The organism is Paraburkholderia sp. DHOC27 (assembly GCF_003429005.1).
GTDB lineage: Bacteria > Pseudomonadota > Gammaproteobacteria > Burkholderiales > Burkholderiaceae > Paraburkholderia.
This window is the reverse complement of sequence record NZ_QVQV01000004.1, coordinates 518-16,691: the sequence shown is the minus strand read 5'-3', so window position 1 is coordinate 16,691 and position 16,174 is coordinate 518. Positions and strand designations below refer to the sequence as shown.

At 63.8% G+C, this 16,174-nt stretch carries 15 protein-coding genes; 13 read left to right on the top strand and 2 right to left on the bottom strand.

Going from position 1 to position 16,174, the window contains the following annotated elements; translation table 11 throughout:
* Window positions 1-173: 173 nt before the first annotated feature.
* Window positions 174-704: a hypothetical protein gene (locus D0B32_RS32935; protein WP_259295020.1), complete on the bottom strand. Its 531-nt coding sequence runs from the start codon at window positions 702-704 to the stop codon at window positions 174-176.
* On the opposite strand from D0B32_RS32935, the gene D0B32_RS15600 reads away from it, so the two are divergent.
* The 5 genes from D0B32_RS15600 (at window position 680) to D0B32_RS15580 (ending at window position 6,218) form a co-directional block, all read left to right on the top strand.
* Window positions 680-1,144 (top strand): hypothetical protein, encoded by a 465-nt coding sequence (locus D0B32_RS15600; RefSeq protein ID WP_117334902.1) that lies wholly within the window; start codon window positions 680-682, stop codon window positions 1,142-1,144. The two genes, D0B32_RS32935 and D0B32_RS15600, sit on opposite strands and share 25 nt — an antisense overlap.
* 470 nt (window positions 1,145-1,614) lie before the next feature.
* Window positions 1,615-3,312, top strand: coding sequence for a methyl-accepting chemotaxis protein (locus D0B32_RS15595; RefSeq protein ID WP_117334901.1), 1,698 nt, complete (start codon window positions 1,615-1,617; stop codon window positions 3,310-3,312).
* A 26-nt stretch (window positions 3,313-3,338) separates the two neighbouring features.
* Complete coding sequence (locus D0B32_RS15590; RefSeq protein ID WP_117334900.1) at window positions 3,339-4,175, top strand: protein-glutamate O-methyltransferase CheR; 837 nt, start codon at window positions 3,339-3,341, stop codon at window positions 4,173-4,175.
* Window positions 4,168-4,698: a chemotaxis protein CheD gene (locus D0B32_RS15585; protein ID WP_259295019.1), complete on the top strand. Its 531-nt coding sequence runs from the start codon at window positions 4,168-4,170 to the stop codon at window positions 4,696-4,698. Before D0B32_RS15590 ends, D0B32_RS15585 begins: the two co-directional genes overlap by 8 nt.
* Before the next feature lie 14 nt (window positions 4,699-4,712).
* On the top strand, window positions 4,713-6,218 hold the full coding sequence (locus D0B32_RS15580; RefSeq protein WP_181969822.1) for a chemotaxis protein CheW: 1,506 nt from the start codon (window positions 4,713-4,715) through the stop codon (window positions 6,216-6,218).
* Window positions 6,219-6,356: 138 nt separating this feature from the next.
* Here D0B32_RS15580 and D0B32_RS15575 read toward each other — a convergent pair whose 3' ends face one another.
* Window positions 6,357-7,151 (bottom strand): hypothetical protein, encoded by a 795-nt coding sequence (locus tag D0B32_RS15575; protein ID WP_310591198.1) that lies wholly within the window; start codon window positions 7,149-7,151, stop codon window positions 6,357-6,359.
* A 280-nt stretch (window positions 7,152-7,431) separates the two neighbouring features.
* Here D0B32_RS15575 and D0B32_RS15570 point away from each other — a divergent pair, with 280 nt between their 5' ends.
* The 8 genes from D0B32_RS15570 (at window position 7,432) to D0B32_RS15535 (ending at window position 15,740) form a co-directional block, all read left to right on the top strand.
* The gene (locus tag D0B32_RS15570; RefSeq protein WP_117334898.1) at window positions 7,432-8,196 is read left to right on the top strand and encodes an SH3 domain-containing protein; all 765 of its coding nucleotides are present in this window, start codon (window positions 7,432-7,434) and stop codon (window positions 8,194-8,196) included.
* 265 nt (window positions 8,197-8,461) lie between these two features.
* On the top strand, window positions 8,462-9,448 hold the full coding sequence (gene dapD, locus D0B32_RS15565) for a 2,3,4,5-tetrahydropyridine-2,6-dicarboxylate N-succinyltransferase (protein ID WP_117334897.1): 987 nt from the start codon (window positions 8,462-8,464) through the stop codon (window positions 9,446-9,448).
* A 182-nt stretch (window positions 9,449-9,630) separates the two neighbouring features.
* Window positions 9,631-11,940 (top strand): bifunctional diguanylate cyclase/phosphodiesterase, encoded by a 2,310-nt coding sequence (locus D0B32_RS15560; protein WP_117334896.1) that lies wholly within the window; start codon window positions 9,631-9,633, stop codon window positions 11,938-11,940.
* Between the two features lie 138 nt (window positions 11,941-12,078).
* On the top strand, window positions 12,079-12,693 hold the full coding sequence (locus tag D0B32_RS15555; protein ID WP_117334895.1) for a glutathione S-transferase family protein: 615 nt from the start codon (window positions 12,079-12,081) through the stop codon (window positions 12,691-12,693).
* Between the two features lie 262 nt (window positions 12,694-12,955).
* Window positions 12,956-13,147, top strand: a complete 192-nt coding sequence (locus D0B32_RS15550; RefSeq protein WP_117334894.1) for a hypothetical protein — start codon at window positions 12,956-12,958, stop codon at window positions 13,145-13,147.
* 305 nt (window positions 13,148-13,452) lie between these two features.
* A complete protein-coding gene (locus tag D0B32_RS15545; protein WP_117334893.1) occupies window positions 13,453-14,847 on the top strand; it encodes an FAD-containing oxidoreductase in 1,395 nt (464 codons plus the stop codon).
* A 9-nt stretch (window positions 14,848-14,856) separates the two neighbouring features.
* On the top strand, window positions 14,857-15,237 hold the full coding sequence (locus D0B32_RS15540) for a cupin (RefSeq protein WP_181969821.1): 381 nt from the start codon (window positions 14,857-14,859) through the stop codon (window positions 15,235-15,237).
* A 41-nt stretch (window positions 15,238-15,278) separates the two neighbouring features.
* Window positions 15,279-15,740, top strand: coding sequence for a metallophosphoesterase family protein (locus D0B32_RS15535; RefSeq protein ID WP_181969838.1), 462 nt, complete (start codon window positions 15,279-15,281; stop codon window positions 15,738-15,740).
* Window positions 15,741-16,174: the final 434 nt, after the last annotated feature.

Genomic DNA, 16,174 nt, shown 5'->3' with positions numbered 1-16,174 from the left:
AAACGCAAGATAACGTTTCTCGCCGTCACTCAAATACGCCATTGCCTGGCATTCCGAAGCAGATGGGGCGGAACGCTACGCTGCTAAAGGCGACGCAACGCTGCTTAACGCAGCATTAGGCAATGGCGGGCACTGCACCGTCACTGCGCCCGTCACCGAAACGTCATCTACCGTCAGCGCGCCTTCTTTTTCCCCTGCAAAACCGTCATCCAGCAGACGGCGGCAGCGGCGACCCAGCTGCAGGCAAACAGCAGTTCGAGATTCAGCAGGTTTTGAAAATTCTCGGCGTTTTCGAAGCTGCAGGTTTGATGCGTTTGAAACTGGATGCAGCCCGTGTACGTGTCGTGAAAGACCACGAACAATTTGTACAGGCCGAATAGCGTGAGGGCCAGGGCAATCAGGGCGAATTTCTTCGGGGAATTCATCGCGCTTCCGTTGTTGAGGTTGATCTGCCGCGATAACGAGGAGTAGCCAGACTTTACCGCGCTGCCCGCTTTGAAGCTATCTGCAAATCGGCCGGCAGCCCCGCCTTTCAGCCCACGAGGCCAAACCCGGCAGTGAATGCGACACAAAGAACGAGACAAAACGAGCGAAGGCGCGAGGCTAAACCTTTTGGCTGGCGCGCCGTTATCGTGCTTGCCAGCTGCCTCCGTCGCAACAACCGTAAATTCACTGCTCCATGGCCAAAACCATACCGTTTTCACAGCACACGCAGGCCGCCCGCGCCCGGGCCGCCAAGGCTGCGCTGTTGCCGCTGCCGCGTGCCACCGCCGATGAGCTCGCCCTGCAGGTTCATCTTGCACTGGATGCGCTGCGGCGTGGCAAGGGCAACCTCAACGATGCCCAGACGCTGACGCAGACGATGATTCTGGTCTCGCTCTTGACCGATGCGGGCTACGGCACGCTCGCGCCGGAATCGCTGCGCCGCGCCGACGCGCTGATTGCCGCGTGTTTCGACGAAGGCCGCGCCACCGGCGTGTGGGCGCTCGATATGGCCGGATTCCGCTCGTTCGCCGAGATCGTCACCCTGTACGACCATCAATTGCAGAAAGTGCCGTTCTGGGCCGTGGCGGAAGCCAGCGACAAACTGGACCGCTTCAAGGCCGGTTTGCCATTTGATCCCGTTGCGAAAAAGCGCGCTTGATCTTAATCCGTCGACAGTCCTTGCGATTCACTGACTCCGGCATATACTCATAAGCGTCTCCTCCATATCTTCACCGATGTGGATTCAGCCCGCCTTCGCGCGGGCTTTTTTGTTTTCGTAGCAATGGCAACCTGATCCGGAAATTCAGCTTGCTTCGAAAACCGCGATCTGTCCCAATCCCCGCAGCGCGATGTCGGCGGAACGCCCCGGCCGTGAAGGCATAGAGGCGGGCCTCGAATATTTGGGAACCAGGGCTAATCCGATATAAAGATTGCATCTTTCCCCGCCGATATACCGCATGCGGTGCCAGTGAAGTCCAAGGGCGACGACGCCAGATCGTTCGCAGGGAGGGACTTCTCTGTCACGGCACACACTAAACATACTGAGAGAAAACATGGGCCGGACTTCCGTCACGAGGCGGGGGCTGGGCATGTTGTGACTTATCGCGTCCGTTCAACGAGGAGAACGCAGTGGAACTTACGACGCCCGAGCGGCACCAGGAACTGCACGAACTCAGTGCGATCAGCGCCGCACTCAACCGCGTTCAGGCGGTTATCGAGTTCGACCTGCACGGCATCATCCTGCACGCCAACGACAACTTCCTTAAAACCCTCGGCTACACGCTCGACGAAGTGCGTGGCCAGCATCACCGCATGTTCTGCGATCCCGTGTACGCGGACACCATCGCGTACCGCCAGTTCTGGGAGAAGCTCGCGCGTGGCGAGTTCGATCACGGCGAGTATCAGCGGGTAGGGCGGGGCGGCCGCGAAGTGTGGATCAACGCTTCGTATAACCCGGTGCTCGACGCCACCGGCAAGCCCTACAAGGTCATCAAGTTCGCCACGGATATCACCGCCTCGCGCCAGCAAAACGCGGAGTACGAAGGCAAGGTGCGCGCGGTGGATCGCGCCCAGGCCGTGGTCGAATTCGATCTGGCCGGTCATGTGCTGTTTGCGAATCAGAACTTCCTCGATACGCTCGGCTATCGGCTCGACGAGATTCAGGGCAAGCATCACCGTCTGTTCTGTGAAGACGCTTATTCAGTCACGGCGGAATACCGTGATTTCTGGGCCAAACTGAATCGCGGCGAATACGACGCGGGCCGCTATAAACGGGTCGGCAAAGGCGGACGCCCGGTGTGGATTCAGGCCACCTATAACCCGGTGTTCGACGGCGCCGGACGCCTGCACAAGGTCATCAAGTTCGCCACGGACGTGACCGCCCAGGTGGAGCTGGAAGAACAGGTGCGACGCCGCGCCGAAAGCGACCAGCGCAAGGTGGCCGCCTTGCTGCACGTGGTCAACGACGCGGCCGCGGGCAATCTGACCGGCGCCATCGAGATCACCGGCAGCGATCCGATCGATCAACTCGCCACCGGCATCAAACGCATGATGGACGATCTGCGCGCGGTGATCGGCAAGGTGGTCGACTCGGCGGGCGGCTTTACCGCTTCGTCACAGGACATCGCGGGTCGCGCCAACACGGTGGCGAGCGGCGCGCAGTTGCTAGGCGCGACGGTCGAGGAGATGAACGCGTCCATCGAAGAGCTGACCGCGTCGATCAACTCGATCGCAGACAATTCGCGCAGCGCCGACAATCTCGCCAAGGACACGCAGCAGGAGGCCGAACGCGGCGCCAAGGCGGTCGCCCGTTCGATCGAGGCGATGGATCTGATTAATAAGTCATCCGAAGATATTAGTGAAATCATCAAGGTGATCGGCGAGATTGCCAGCCAGACCAACCTGCTCGCGTTCAACGCCGCCATCGAAGCCGCACGCGCAGGCGAGCACGGGCTCGGCTTTTCTGTAGTGGCCGATGAAGTGCGCAAGCTGGCGGAGCGCTCGTCGCAGGCGACCAAGGAAATCTCCAAGCTCATCAACGAATCCGTCAAACGGGTCGCGCAGGGCAGCGAAATTTCCAAGCAGGCCGGCGAGGCGTTCGACAAGATCGTCACGGGTGTGAGCCGCACGACCCAGGCCATTTCGGAAATCTCCTGCGGCGCGGACGAACAGCTCATCGCCGCACGCGAGGTGAGCGCCGCGATCCAGCAGGTTGCCGAGGAAACCGAAAAGTCCGCCGGCGCGTGCGATACCATCGCCCGCGCTTCCGCCACCTTGATGCAGGGCGCCGAGGCGCTCGATCAAACCGTCACGCGCTTTGTCGTCTGACTGTGTCATCGAATTGAGGAGGCACAGTGGATACGGAACGTGAGGTCGATCCGGCGACCCGTCGCGCCCTGTTCGAACAGGTGCGGCGCCATACCGGCATTGTGATGGGCGAGCGTAAATGGACCTTGCTGGAAGGCCGTTTGCGTCGCCGTCTGCGGGAACTCGCACTGCCGGGTTACCGCGATTATCTGCAGATGCTGGAAGCGAAACCCGAGGAAGTGCGGGACTTCATTGATCTCGTGACCACCAACGAAACGTCGTTCTTCCGCACGCCGCGCATCTGGGAGTATTTCGCGCAGCAGTTGCTGCCGCGCTGGTTCGACACGCATCCGGACATGCCCTTGCGGGTCTGGTCGGCAGCGGCGTCGAGCGGCGAAGAGGCGTACACGGTGGCGATGGTGTGCGAGGAATTCCGCGCGAGGCATCCGGCGTTTCGTTACCGGATCGTCGGTACGGATATCGCCGACGGCATCTTGCGCAAGGCAAGCGCCGCGCACTACCAGGGGCGCAGTATCGACGCGCTCCGGCAGTCGCGTCCCGATCTGGTGGAGAAGTATTTTCGCGCGGATGGCGACGGTTTTAGCGCAGGCCCGGCGTTGCGCGCCAACGTGACGTTTCGCAAGCACAACCTGCATGAATTGCCGCGTGAGATTGGGGCAATCGACGTCACGCTGTTGCGCAACGTACTGATCTATTTCGATGCCGAGGGACAGCAGGCGGTGCTCAGCAACGCGCGCCGCGCGATGGCGCCGGACGGTTTGCTGATCGTCGGCGAATCGGAATCGCTCACGCGCTTCGACATGGGCTTCGAGTTCGAACAGCCGCTCATCTACCGTAACCCGGCGGGGCGCACCCGTGACTGATATCCGCGAGATTCAGGTGCATATGTGCGCGATCGGCATTGGCAGTGGCGCGGATGTGCTGCGTGCCACGCTCGGCTCGTGTGTGGGCATCGGCGTGCTGTGGCGCGAGCGCGGACTGTATGGGCTCGCGCATTGTCTGTTGCCTGAAGCGCCGGGTCATGCGGCGAGTCATGCTTCGAGCCAGGTTGCAAACCAGAGTCAGGCACACTCCCAACCCGCGGCCATCGGCGCCAAATACGTCACGCAGGCCATTCCGTCCTTGCTTTCGCTGATGCAGATCCAGCGGTCGTCGTATCGTGAACTGGAGGTCGTGCTGGCCGGCGGCGCGAACATGGTTCACTACGTGCGCCGGCCGTCGCATGCGCCGATCGGCGAGCAGAATTTTCGCACCGCGCAGCGTTTGCTCGACGCGCTTGGCGTGCGGATCGTGCATACCGATGTGGGGGGAGAGAGCGGCAGGCAATTGCTGATAGATTGCCGGCAACATTCGTTCGTCGTGAAGAAGATTGCCCGCACTCTGTGAACGGAATGCTCAACATGGAAACCCAGAACGCCACCCGCGGCAATGCGAGCCTCGAACTGTACGGCTCGTTTCATCTCGGTCAGACCGAGTTGGCACTGCCGGTCGCGGCCTTGCAGGAAGTGGTCAATTATCCTGCTGCGATCACGCCGGTGCCGCTTGCCCCTGGCCATCTGCTTGGGCTCTTCAATCTGCGCGGCACGTTGATTCCGATTGTCGACCTGCGGCAGCTACTCCAGTTGCCAGATGACGGCGTGCGCAGCACCAGCAAGATTGCGATCGTCGAACTCGCCGACATGCGCATCGGTCTGCTGTTCGATACCACCGGCGAAATCCTGCGCGTGCCCGCGGCGCAGCGCATTACCTTCGAACGCGCGGATCATGCGCCGGCGGTGATCTGCGGCGCGCTCAAGCTCGATGGCGGCGAGCGCATCCTGCAGATTCTTTCGGCGGCCGCGCTGCTCGGTTTGCCGGATGTGCCGCAACTGCATCATCGCGCGGGTGCTGCCGAGCGTCGTGCGCAGCAGGCGCAGCGGCGCCAGACGGTGTCGTTTCGCGTCGCCGGTGCGCACCTCGCGCTGCCGATGGCGGCGATCCAGGAAATCATTCGCGTGCCCGCCATGCATCCGTCGCCGCTCGCGGACGAGATCTGCATTGGCATGCTGAACCTGCGCGGCACGACGGTGCCGGTGCTCGATTTTGCGCGCTTCATGGGACTCACGCGCGAGAACTCGACGGCAGAGGCACAGGCGGTGCACGGCACGCCGGCGGACGAGCGGCGCATCGTGGTGCTGAACCAGCAGGACATCCACGTCGGCTTGATGGTCGACGAAGTGCGCAGCATCGTCGCCTACCGTGACGACGAACTGCTGGCGATGCCCGCGTACAGCCGCCGGCACGTTGCGCTGTTCGCGGGCTGCCTCGGCAACGAGGGCCGCGACAGCATCATCCTGCTGAATGCGGACGCGCTGTGCACGCACGAACGGATCACGACGATCGCACGTGGACATCGCGATCTGTACCGCGACAATGCGCGGGCGGCGGCAGCCACGCGGCAGCGGGGCGGTGCGCGCGAGACCTATGTGACGTTCCGGCTGGCCCATCTGTTAGGCGTGCGGATTGGTCAGTTGCGTGAGGTGATCGACTACTCGGACGAGGTCGTGGTGACGCCCGGCGCACCCAGCTTCGTGCGTGGCGTGCTGCAGTTGCGCCGCGAAATGGTGACGGTGATCGACGTACGCGCGATGTACGGCATGCCGCCCTACGCGGATCTCGCGAACGCGAAGATCCTGATCGTCGAGCACCGTGGCGAGAAATACGGCCTCGTCGTGGATGGGGTGGACAACATCGTGACCATCGACGCCGCGAGCCGTATCCCTGTGCCCGCCATGCTCACGCGGCAGTTGAGCAACGGCTGGGGCAACGGCATGACGGAAGCAGTGGAATTGCCGGGCCGCGGGACCTTGATGCTGATCGACCTTGCCACGCTGTGTGAGCGCGCGGCGGTCGAAGCGCAGGTTTGAAACGGACGAGTGTGTACCGTTTGATGTGAACGGGGCTTCGTGGATGGTGTGCGTGAGCCGCGCGTGGTTCAGCTTCTGACATGAGGCGGCGGGTCTCCCTCGCGTGCGGCCGCGCGTGATCGTCCCGTCCGCGGCGTCTCACTGCGCACGCGTCGCTCGCTGAGTCTGCGCCAGTGTGGCCACGTCGCAAAACCAGTCGCCGGGCTGCGCCGGATAACGCCACTGTGTGTTCTGTTTCAGCACGGTTGGGCATTGATCGTGCAGCACGAGACCGGGTTCGGCTGCGGTGCATTGAAGTGATGGGGTCGTTGCGGCGAGTGCTGCGTTGTTTGCGAGGTGCTTCGAGGGGGCGTGGGCGCGGGTGCCGTTGTTATCGGCTTTGGCGTGGTCGTCGCTGCTGTCGTTTTCGCTTTCGTTGGCGGCAAATGCGCGCCGCCCTGTATCGCGCGGTAGTTCGTGCAGACCATGCGCGGGCGTGGCCGACGCCGCGTCTGGTTCAGCGGGCCACGGTGCGGGCGACGAGCCTGGCGATCTGGCGGTACCGGCCGGCCCACCCGGCAGGCTCGCCAGCAACTGCTGCAGTTCTTCGATGCGGCCGCCGTACCACGTTCGCAGGCATGCTTCCTCGCGGCAATGCGCTTCACGCCAGCTCCATTTGCTGTCGCTGTCGGCACGAAAAGCCTTGGGATCGTCGACACGGCGACGCGCCTGCCAATAGAGCCTGCCGAGCTGGTCGTCGAGTCTCGACAGGTCCGTTGTGTGGCAGATCAACTGCTCGGGGATGGAGCGTCCGCGCGCGCAGTCGAAGCTGGTGGCATGCACAGACACCGGACCGAACAGCGGACCCAACAGCAGAGCGGAGAGCGAGGCGAGACGGCCGAGGCGTGCAGCGTAGGCAAGGCGTGCGAAGGGAAAGGAGCGAGCGATCTTCATGGCGGTTCCGGCGAACAGGTATCAGTCAGTCGTGGCGTGAATGATCGGTGTGTCGCGTAGCGGGCAGAGCGCGAAGCACAAGACCCTTTTCCGGGCTGCTTACGAAATGTTGCCGTGCGCAATCGCAGGCGAGGTGTGGTGAAGGGCAAAACTGAAGTGGCAACTGAAGTGCCAACTGAGCCGCCGCTGAAGTGACAGATCATTCAGCGGCGTCCGGTGCGATGAGGTAGGCTAGGCAGGGATCGAACCACGCAGCGTCACCGTGCCATTGGAGGCATCGATGCGAAGACCGTTCGCGCAGTACCTGTATGCCGCGCTGTTGAGCTGTTTGCTGGCATTTCCAGCCGCCGCTTTCGCGCAGTCGCAGGCGTTCACCAACACCGTCGCGAACCTGCGTGCGGGCCCCGCGCCGGACTATCCGGTGGTCTCGCAACTGCCGCCCGGCGCCGCTGTCACGGTGATGGGATGTGTCAGCGGATACACATGGTGCGATGTCGCACTACCGAACTTGCGTGGCTGGGTTTACGCTGGAAGTCTGAACTATCCCTATCAAGGCACGCCGGTGCCCGTGCTGGGCTACGGGCCGAGAATCGGCCTGCCCATCGTCACCTTCTCGATCGGCGCGTATTGGGGCAGCTATTACCGCAACCGGCCGTGGTATCACGATCAGGGGCGCTGGGCGCATCGTCCGCCGCCAGGACATGGGCACGGTCGTCCGCCGGGACATGGGCGTCCACCGGGTCCGCCACCCGGTCACGGCCGCCCGCCGGGTCACGGCGGCGGGCGGCCACCCGGAAATGGCGGCGGCCACGGCGGCCGGCCTCCAGGCAATGGCGGTGGCCACGGCGGAGGTAACGGCGGCAGGCCGCCGAACAATGGCGGTGGCAACGCTGGCGGTAGACCGCCGGGCGGCGGTGGCGGCGGACGGCCACCCGGCAACGGTGGCGGCAGGCCCTCGGGCGGCGGCAGACCACCCGGTGGCGGAGGCGGAGGCGGTGGTGGCGGGGGTGGCAACAGGCCGCCCGGCGGCAACAACAGTCGCTAGCACGGGCAAGTTGGGGGCTTGGCGCAGGTCGCCGCGGAACCTCTAGCGGTGATAGGGCAGAGCTTGGCGCGCCGTAGTGGGCGCTTAAGGGCCGTTAAGCGCCCTTGAGCATCTGCAAGGGCTTTGAGCTTTCGGCTACGCAAGGCGTAGTAAAAGGCCCGGGGAGACTTCAAAGGCCCTCATACGGCCAACCACTACGCGGACCACGCGGACCACGCGGTTGCGCGGCCAGATTGAGCGACACGTCCACAAGGAGACGAGTGCGATGGCATCGGTTGAATACAGGCTCGGCGGCGCGTCGGCGCTCGGACTGGCAACGTTCGCCGCCGACGGCACCATCCTCGATAGCTGGTTTCCCGCGCCGCAACTGAGCGACGCGCCCGTCATCGACGGCACCGTGCGTTTATCGCAAGACGAAATCTCGCGTGAACTCGGCGAGGCCGCGGCGCGCTGCGTCGGTCTCGATGAACGCCGCGGCGTCGAAGTGGTCGGCGTGCGCACCGGCATCGCGTCGCTCGCCGAAGCGCCGCGCGATGCGCACGACGTCTATCTGCGCCTGCATCTGCTGAGCCACCGTCTCATCAAACCGCACGAGGCCAATCTGAGCGGCGTGTTCAGCCTGCTCGCGAACGTCGCTTGGACCTCGTTCGGGCCGTGCGCGGTCGAAAGCGTCACCCAGGTGCGTCTGAACGCGCGGGCCGCACGCATCGCTTTCGAAGTCACCGGCATCGACAAATTCCCGCGCATGACCGACTACGTGGTGCCCGCTGGCGTGCGCATCGCCAACGTGGATCGGGTCAGACTCGGGGCCTATCTCGCGCCGGGCACGACGGTGATGCACGAAGGCTTCTGCAACTTCAACGCGGGCACGCTCGGCGTTTCGATGGTGGAAGGCCGCATCAGCTCGGGTGTGGTGGTGGACGATCACAGCGACATCGGCGGCGGCGCGTCGATCATGGGCACGCTGTCGGGCGGCGGCACGCAGGTCGTGTCGGTGGGCAAGCGCTGTCTGCTCGGCGCGAATGCGGGCATCGGCATTTCGCTGGGTGACGATTGTGTCGTGGAGGCCGGCTGCTACGTCACCGCCGGCACGCGCCTGAGCTTGCCGGACGGTTCGGTGGCGAAGGCGGCCACGCTCTCCGGTCAGGCGGGCTGGCTGTTCCGGCGCAATTCGCAGACCGGCGCGGTGGAAGCCATCTCGCGCAACAAGACGTGGGGGCAACTGAATCCAGACCTGCACGCGCACAACTAGCGGGCGGGCGCGGCGGTAGCGGTGCAGTGAACACCAGGCACGCATTGCAGGTGTACAGGAATCCCAGGCATCCGGAGCGATGCCGATGTAGCGACGGACCGGCCGTTACGAGGCAGTGCCAGGCGTAAACCCCAGTATGCCGTGGGGCCAAACCTGCCGATGTTGAGATGGGGGGCTCAGATATGACGGCTCAGGTGACTTCAGGTGATACGGACGGCGCGGACGCCGACGGCGACCATTATTCGTCGGGTCTGGCGGAACAGTTGCTCGCTTCCGAGCGCAGTGTGCTGCGGCTGATCACGCGCAATACGCCGCTGCCCGAACTGCTCGACGAAGTGTGCCGGCGCGCCGAAGCGCTGCTCGGCGATGGCGCGAGCTGTACCATCCTGCTGCTCGACGCCGATGGCCTGCATGCCCGCGCAGGCGGTGCGCCATCGTTGCCGAAGTCGTATGCGGACGCGCTCGACGGCGTCGAGATCGGCCCGCAAGTGGGCTCGTGCGGCACGGCGATGTTTCTGCGGCGCATGGTGGTGGTCGAAAACATCGAGACCGACCCGCTCTGGGCCCATTTCAAGGATCTGGCGCTGCCGCTCGGTTTGCGCGCCTGCTGGTCGATTCCTTTTGAAAACGATGTCGGCAAGGTGCTCGGCGCCTTCGCTGTCTACTACCGCATGCCGCGCCGCCCGAGCCACGAAGAAGAGGCGATGCTGCGCGACATCAGCCGCAGCGTCGGTCTCGCCGTCCATCAGGACGCTATGGCGCAACGCCTCGCGCAAAGCGAGGAGCATCACCGGCTGGTCGTCAATCATCTCAACGAAGGCATCGTGGTGCAGACGCGCGAGGGCGTCGTGCTCGCCTGCAATCCGAGTGCGCTGCGAATCCTGCATGCCAAGGCGGACCTGATCGGCCACGATATCCTGACCGTGATGGTGCGTGCTTTCGACGAAGACGGCGTGCCGCTCACGCACGCGCAACGGCCGACCATCCGTGCGCTGGCGAGCGGCAAGCCGCTGCTCGGCCAAACCATCGGCCTCGAACTCGTGGACGGCGACGTGGTGTGGATCACGCAGAACGTGGTGCCGATCCGCAAGCCAGGCGAAAGCGAACCCGGCTCGCTGCTCATTTCGTTCACCGATATCGGCCCGGTACGCAAGGCGCAACAGCAGCTCAAATTCCTCGCCACGCGCGATTCGTTGACCGGGCTCTACAACCGCGCCTATCTGGCCGACCGGATGCGCGATCTGTTCCAGCCGTCGGCGCCCGGCATGGAACTGGCACGCGTGGCCGTGCTGTTCGTCGATCTGGACGGCTTCAAGAAAGTGAACGACACGGCCGGTCACGAAGCGGGCGACGCCCTGTTGTGCAGCGTGGCACGGCGGCTCGCTTCCTGCGTGGACGAAAACGCGACGCTCGCGCGCGTGGGCGGCGACGAATTCGTGATCGTCGTGAACGGCTACGACGATCCCACGGATCTGATCGCGTTCGCACGGCAGATTCTGGAATCGATCGCGGTGCCGTTCGCGGTGGCTGACAACGAGTACTACCTGGGCGCCTCGGTGGGCATCAGCCTGTTTCCGGAGGACGGCCAGGACGTGCCCACCTTGATGCGCAACGCAGATTCGGCGATGTACTCGGCCAAGCAGCGCGGCCGCAACAACTTCCAGTTTTTTACGGCGGAGTTGAATCAGCATCTGCAACGGCGCTTCGCAGTCGAACAACGGCTGCGCCGCGCGCTGGGCGCGGGCGAACTGAGCGTCGTGTATCAGCCCATCGTGGATAGCCGGCGCAACCGCACCGTGGGCGCGGAGGCGCTGCTGCGCTGGTACAACAGCGAACTGGGCGACGTATCGCCGGTGGAATTCATTCCGGTGGCCGAAGATACCGGCCTCATCATCGCGATTGGCGACTGGGTGCTGGAACGTGCCTGCGCGCAGTTGGGCGAGTGGCGCCGCACGCTGGAGCCGGATCTGGTGATCGCGGTCAACCTGTCGCCGCGTCAGTTCAACGACGGACTGGTCGAATGGATCGAACGCTGCCTCGCCCGCAACGGGCTCGCGCCGGACGCGCTGGAACTGGAGATCACCGAACGCCTGTTGATGAGCGACAGCGAGAGCGTGCTGCCCATGCTGAGCGCGCTGACCCGCATGGGCGTACGCATTTCCGTGGATGACTTCGGCACGGGCTATTCGTCGCTGTCGTATCTGAAGCGTTTTCCGTTGCACAACCTGAAGATCGACCGCTCGTTCGTGGCGGGGTTGCCGGATCATCGCGATTCGATTGCCATCACCCAGGCAGTGATCGCGATGGCGCACTCGCTCGGCATGAACGTGACCGCCGAGGGCGTGGAGACCACGGAACAGGCGGCGTTTTTGCGGTCGATTGACTGCGACAAGCAGCAGGGCTATCTGTTCAGCCGTCCGGTGGCGGCCAGCGCGTATGCGCGCAGCCTCATTGAAACGAGCGCGCGCATGGGTGTGCTGAGCGGCGGTTGAGTGTCTGCAAGGCTCCAGCGTGTGGGGAGTCGTAGGCATGGCAGGCGGTGTAAGGAGTAGACCGCCCCGACGCCTCGCCAGTGCAACGGAGTTCGTCTAAAGTCATGCATTCCTTCGGCTCATTCCACGAGGCAACGAATGCAATTGATCGGCATGCTGGACTCCCCCTATGTGCGTCGGGTCGCGATTTCGCTGGCTGTGCTCGGTCTGCCGTTCGAGCATCGCAGCCTCTCGGTGTTTCGCCATTACGACGAGTTTGCCGGCATCAATCCGGTGGTGAAGGCGCCCACCTTCGTGGCCGACGACGGCACGGTACTCATCGACTCCACCCTGATCCTCGATCATCTCGATCACCAGGTCGCGCCCGCGGCGCGGCTGTTGCCCGAGGACGCGGGCGCGCGGCTGCATGCGCTGAGCGTCATCGGACTCGCGCTTGCCGCCACCGAAAAGGCCATGCAACAGGTCTACGAGCGCAATCTGCGGCCCGCACAATGGCAGTACGAGCCGTGGATCGAGCGGGTCGAAAAGCAGATGCACGCGGCCTACGCACTTCTCGAACAACGCCTCGCGGGCCACACGGGCTGGCTGTGCGGCGAGCGTTTGATGCAACCGGACATCACGGTGGCGGTGGCGTGGCGTTTCACGCAGTTCATGCTGCCCGGCGTCGTGGATGAAACGCGCTATCCGGCGCTCGCGGCCTTCTCCGCGCGCGCTGAAGCGTTGCCGGAATTCGTCGGCGCGCCGCTCGAATAACCTTGCTGTTCGCGTGGAGGTTGACGGCTCGAGGCGCGAAACGGATGTCGTGAACGTGCGTTCGCGACATCTCCCGGAGTCCTAAGACATGCACTCGAGCCCCGTCTGGCGGGCGTTTCCGCGATCCCGGCGGATTGTTCGTGTTTAGCGACAAGTCCCTTCGGTTTCCTGGTATTTATCCCTATGTCCGAAGTCCCTAGAATCCCACCATCGAAACAGTCCCGGCACGGTGCAGGGACGATGGGATGCGAAGGAGCCGGATATGCGAGCCCTATTGGAAAGACAGCTTTATCACCCAGCGGTGGTGCTACCGATGGTGTCGTTGATGCAGATTATGGTGGCGCAGGACTTCAACCTGAGCCAGGTTGGCGTGCTGGTGGCGACGATGGGCGCACGCAGGGCGCTGCAACGCTCGCGTGAACTGATCTGCGCAGTGCATCACTGCAACGCCTGAGTTTCAGGCCGAACGTAGCAGGCGGTATCACGCTGGTGCTGGCTTCACGCCACACAGCAAGCAACACAGTAACAAGAATCAAGCTGTATTCAGGCAGCCGTTCCGCGACACGACGTTGCCGGATGCCCAGGTTGTCGAAGTTCATCAAGCGCAGTTCCCACGCGCAATTCATCATCCGGTTCATAGCGCTGCAATCCCCAACGCGCGCCCAGACCGATTGATTCGCAAAGCGCGGATCGCCACCCTCGAGAAACTCGCTGGCGTAAGATGGCACGGACCCACTCACGGGCTTCCGGAGATAAGCCATGCCACAGCACTTCGACGCAGTCGTGATCGGTACCGGACAAGGCGGTTCGCCGCTTGCGGTGCGCCTTGGCAAGAACGGCCGCAAAACGGCGGTGATCGAGCGCGGTGCGTTCGGTGGAACCTGCGTCAATGTCGGCTGCACGCCAACCAAGAGTTATGTCGCCAGCGCGCGCGTCGCCCACGTCGCGCGGCGGGCCGCTTCGTATGGCGTGCAGGTGGCAGGCGACGTCACGGTCGATCTGGCCCAGGTGAAGGCGCGCAAGGACCGGATCATCGGCGAGTCACGCAGCGGGGTCGAAAAATGGCTGCGCGGCGCGGACAACGTCACCGTGTTCAACGGTCATGCGCGCTTTACGGGGCCGCATACGCTCAGCGTCAGCGGTCACGATGGGCAGATCAGCGCCGAACTCGAAGCCGACGAGATTTTCATCAACACGGGCACGCGCGCGGTGGTGCCGCCGCTCGAAGGTCTCGAGCGGATCCGCTACTACACGAACTCCAACCTGCTCGAACTGACCGAGTTGCCTGAGCATCTGGCGATTGTCGGCGGCAGTTATATCGCGCTGGAATTCGCCCAGATATTTCGCCGCTTCGGCAGCCGCGTGACGGTGATCGTGCGCGGCGAGCGCGTGCTCGCCCGCGAGGATGCGGATTTCGCGCTGGCCATCCAGAAAGTGCTGGCGCGTGAGGGCATCGAGTTTCGCTTCGGCGCCGAACCGCAAAGCGTCGAACCGTTGCCCGGCGACGGCGTGCGGGTGTCATTTGGCAACGCGCAGCCGGCTATCGAGGCGACGCATCTGCTGTTCGCCACCGGCCGCCGGCCGAATACCGACGATCTCGGTCTCGATGCCGCCGGGATCGCCACCAACCCGCACGGCATCATTCCCGTGGATGGCGCGCTGCGCACCCAGGTGCCGGGCGTCTGGGCGATCGGCGATGTCAACGGACGCGGCGCGTTCACACACACCTCCTACGACGATTACCAGATCGTCGCGGCCAATCTGTTCGAGGGCGGCAACCGCAGCGCCGATACGCGCATCATGGCGTACGCGGTGTTCGTCGATCCGCCGTTCGCGCGGGTGGGTATGTCGGAGGCGGAGGTGCGTGAGTCGGGCCGCCCGGCGTTGATCGCGACCATGCCGATGACGCGCGTCGGCCGCGCCCGCGAACGCGGCGAGACCGATGGCTTCATGAAGGCGCTGGTCGATGCGGACAGCAAACAGATTCTCGGCGCGGCGATTCTGGGCATCGAGGGCGACGAGGCGATTCACACCTTCATCGACATCATGGCGGCGGGCGCGCCATACCCGACGCTGGAATACGCCATGCACATTCATCCGACCATCAGCGAACTGGTGCCCACCTTGCTCGACGGTCTGAAGCCGATGAAATAGGGAGGGCGCATGCTGGGTCGCAGCGGCAATCTGTTCAGCCTCGGTGACGAGGTCACGCACGCGCAGCAGGAGTGGGTGGATACGCTGGTTGAACGGGCGGGCGTGGTCGTCGAGCGCATCGTGTCGACCGGGCAGACGAGCCCGCCCGACTTCTGGTACGACAGTCCGCGTGACGAGTGGGTGGTGCTGCTAAGCGGTGCCGCGCGGCTCGAATTCGCGGCGGGCGAGGGGACTGGCGACGACGAGGATGAGAGCGAGGGCACTGCGCGCGTGCATGCCATGCAACCGGGCGATTATCTGTTGATCGAAGCGCATCGCAAACACCGTGTGGCGTGGACGCATGAAAGCGTGCCGACGGTATGGCTCGCGGTGCACTACGCGCCGCGTTGATTGACTCCACGTATCTGACCTATCTGATCTCACACGCCGTCATGACTCGCATTGGCCTGATTTCCGACACGCACAATCTGCTGCGTCCCGAAGTACTCCGGCATCTGCAAGGATGCGAGGCGATCATTCACGCAGGCGATATCTGCGAGCCGGGTGTGCTCGAGGCACTGCGTGAGATCGCGCCGGTCACCGCCGTACGCGGCAACAACGACGGCGGCGAGTGGGCCCGCGCGATTCCCACTCACGCCACGCTGACGGTGCAGCAGGTGAAGATTCTGGTGGTGCACGACCAGGCCGATATCGACGTCGATCCGGGTAGCGAAGGCATCCGCGTGGTCGTGACGGGGCACTCGCACAAGCCGCTGATCGACGAGCGCGACGGTGTGCTGTACGTCAATCCTGGCAGCGCGGGGCCGCGGCGGTTCAAGCTGCCGGTGTCGGCCGGGCTGCTGGAGGTGGAGGGCGCGCAGGTGGTGGCGAGTCTGCAGCAACTGCTGGAGTGAATAAGCGGCCGTTGAACGAAAGACAGCTGGCACGGAGTGCGCCCTGAAGGTTGGACATGTGTTCAACTTTTGGGGTGCAGTTCATGGGCGCATTTTTTTGTTGATTCTGGTCATTCTTTGAGTTGCCGCTCGCTTACGAAGAAGAGCTCCCTCGCGCCCGCGTGCGGGCCTGCGCGGCGGTAGTCTTCTTCGCACTGACGCTTAGGTGCGAAATCCCCTACGCAATCTCAGCGCTGAGCTGATACCCATCTTTTTGCGCATTCGGTATCGTCCCCAATATTCAGTAATTCTTACTGTTATTGATAAGGACGATGTTGATGACTGTTCATGCGCCTCATCAGGCTTGTTCAACGCTTCGCGCTCCTCTTCGGGCAATTGCTATGCGAGCGGCGGGTGCTGCGGGCCTGGCTGGCTGCGTGCTGCTGTTCAGCCCA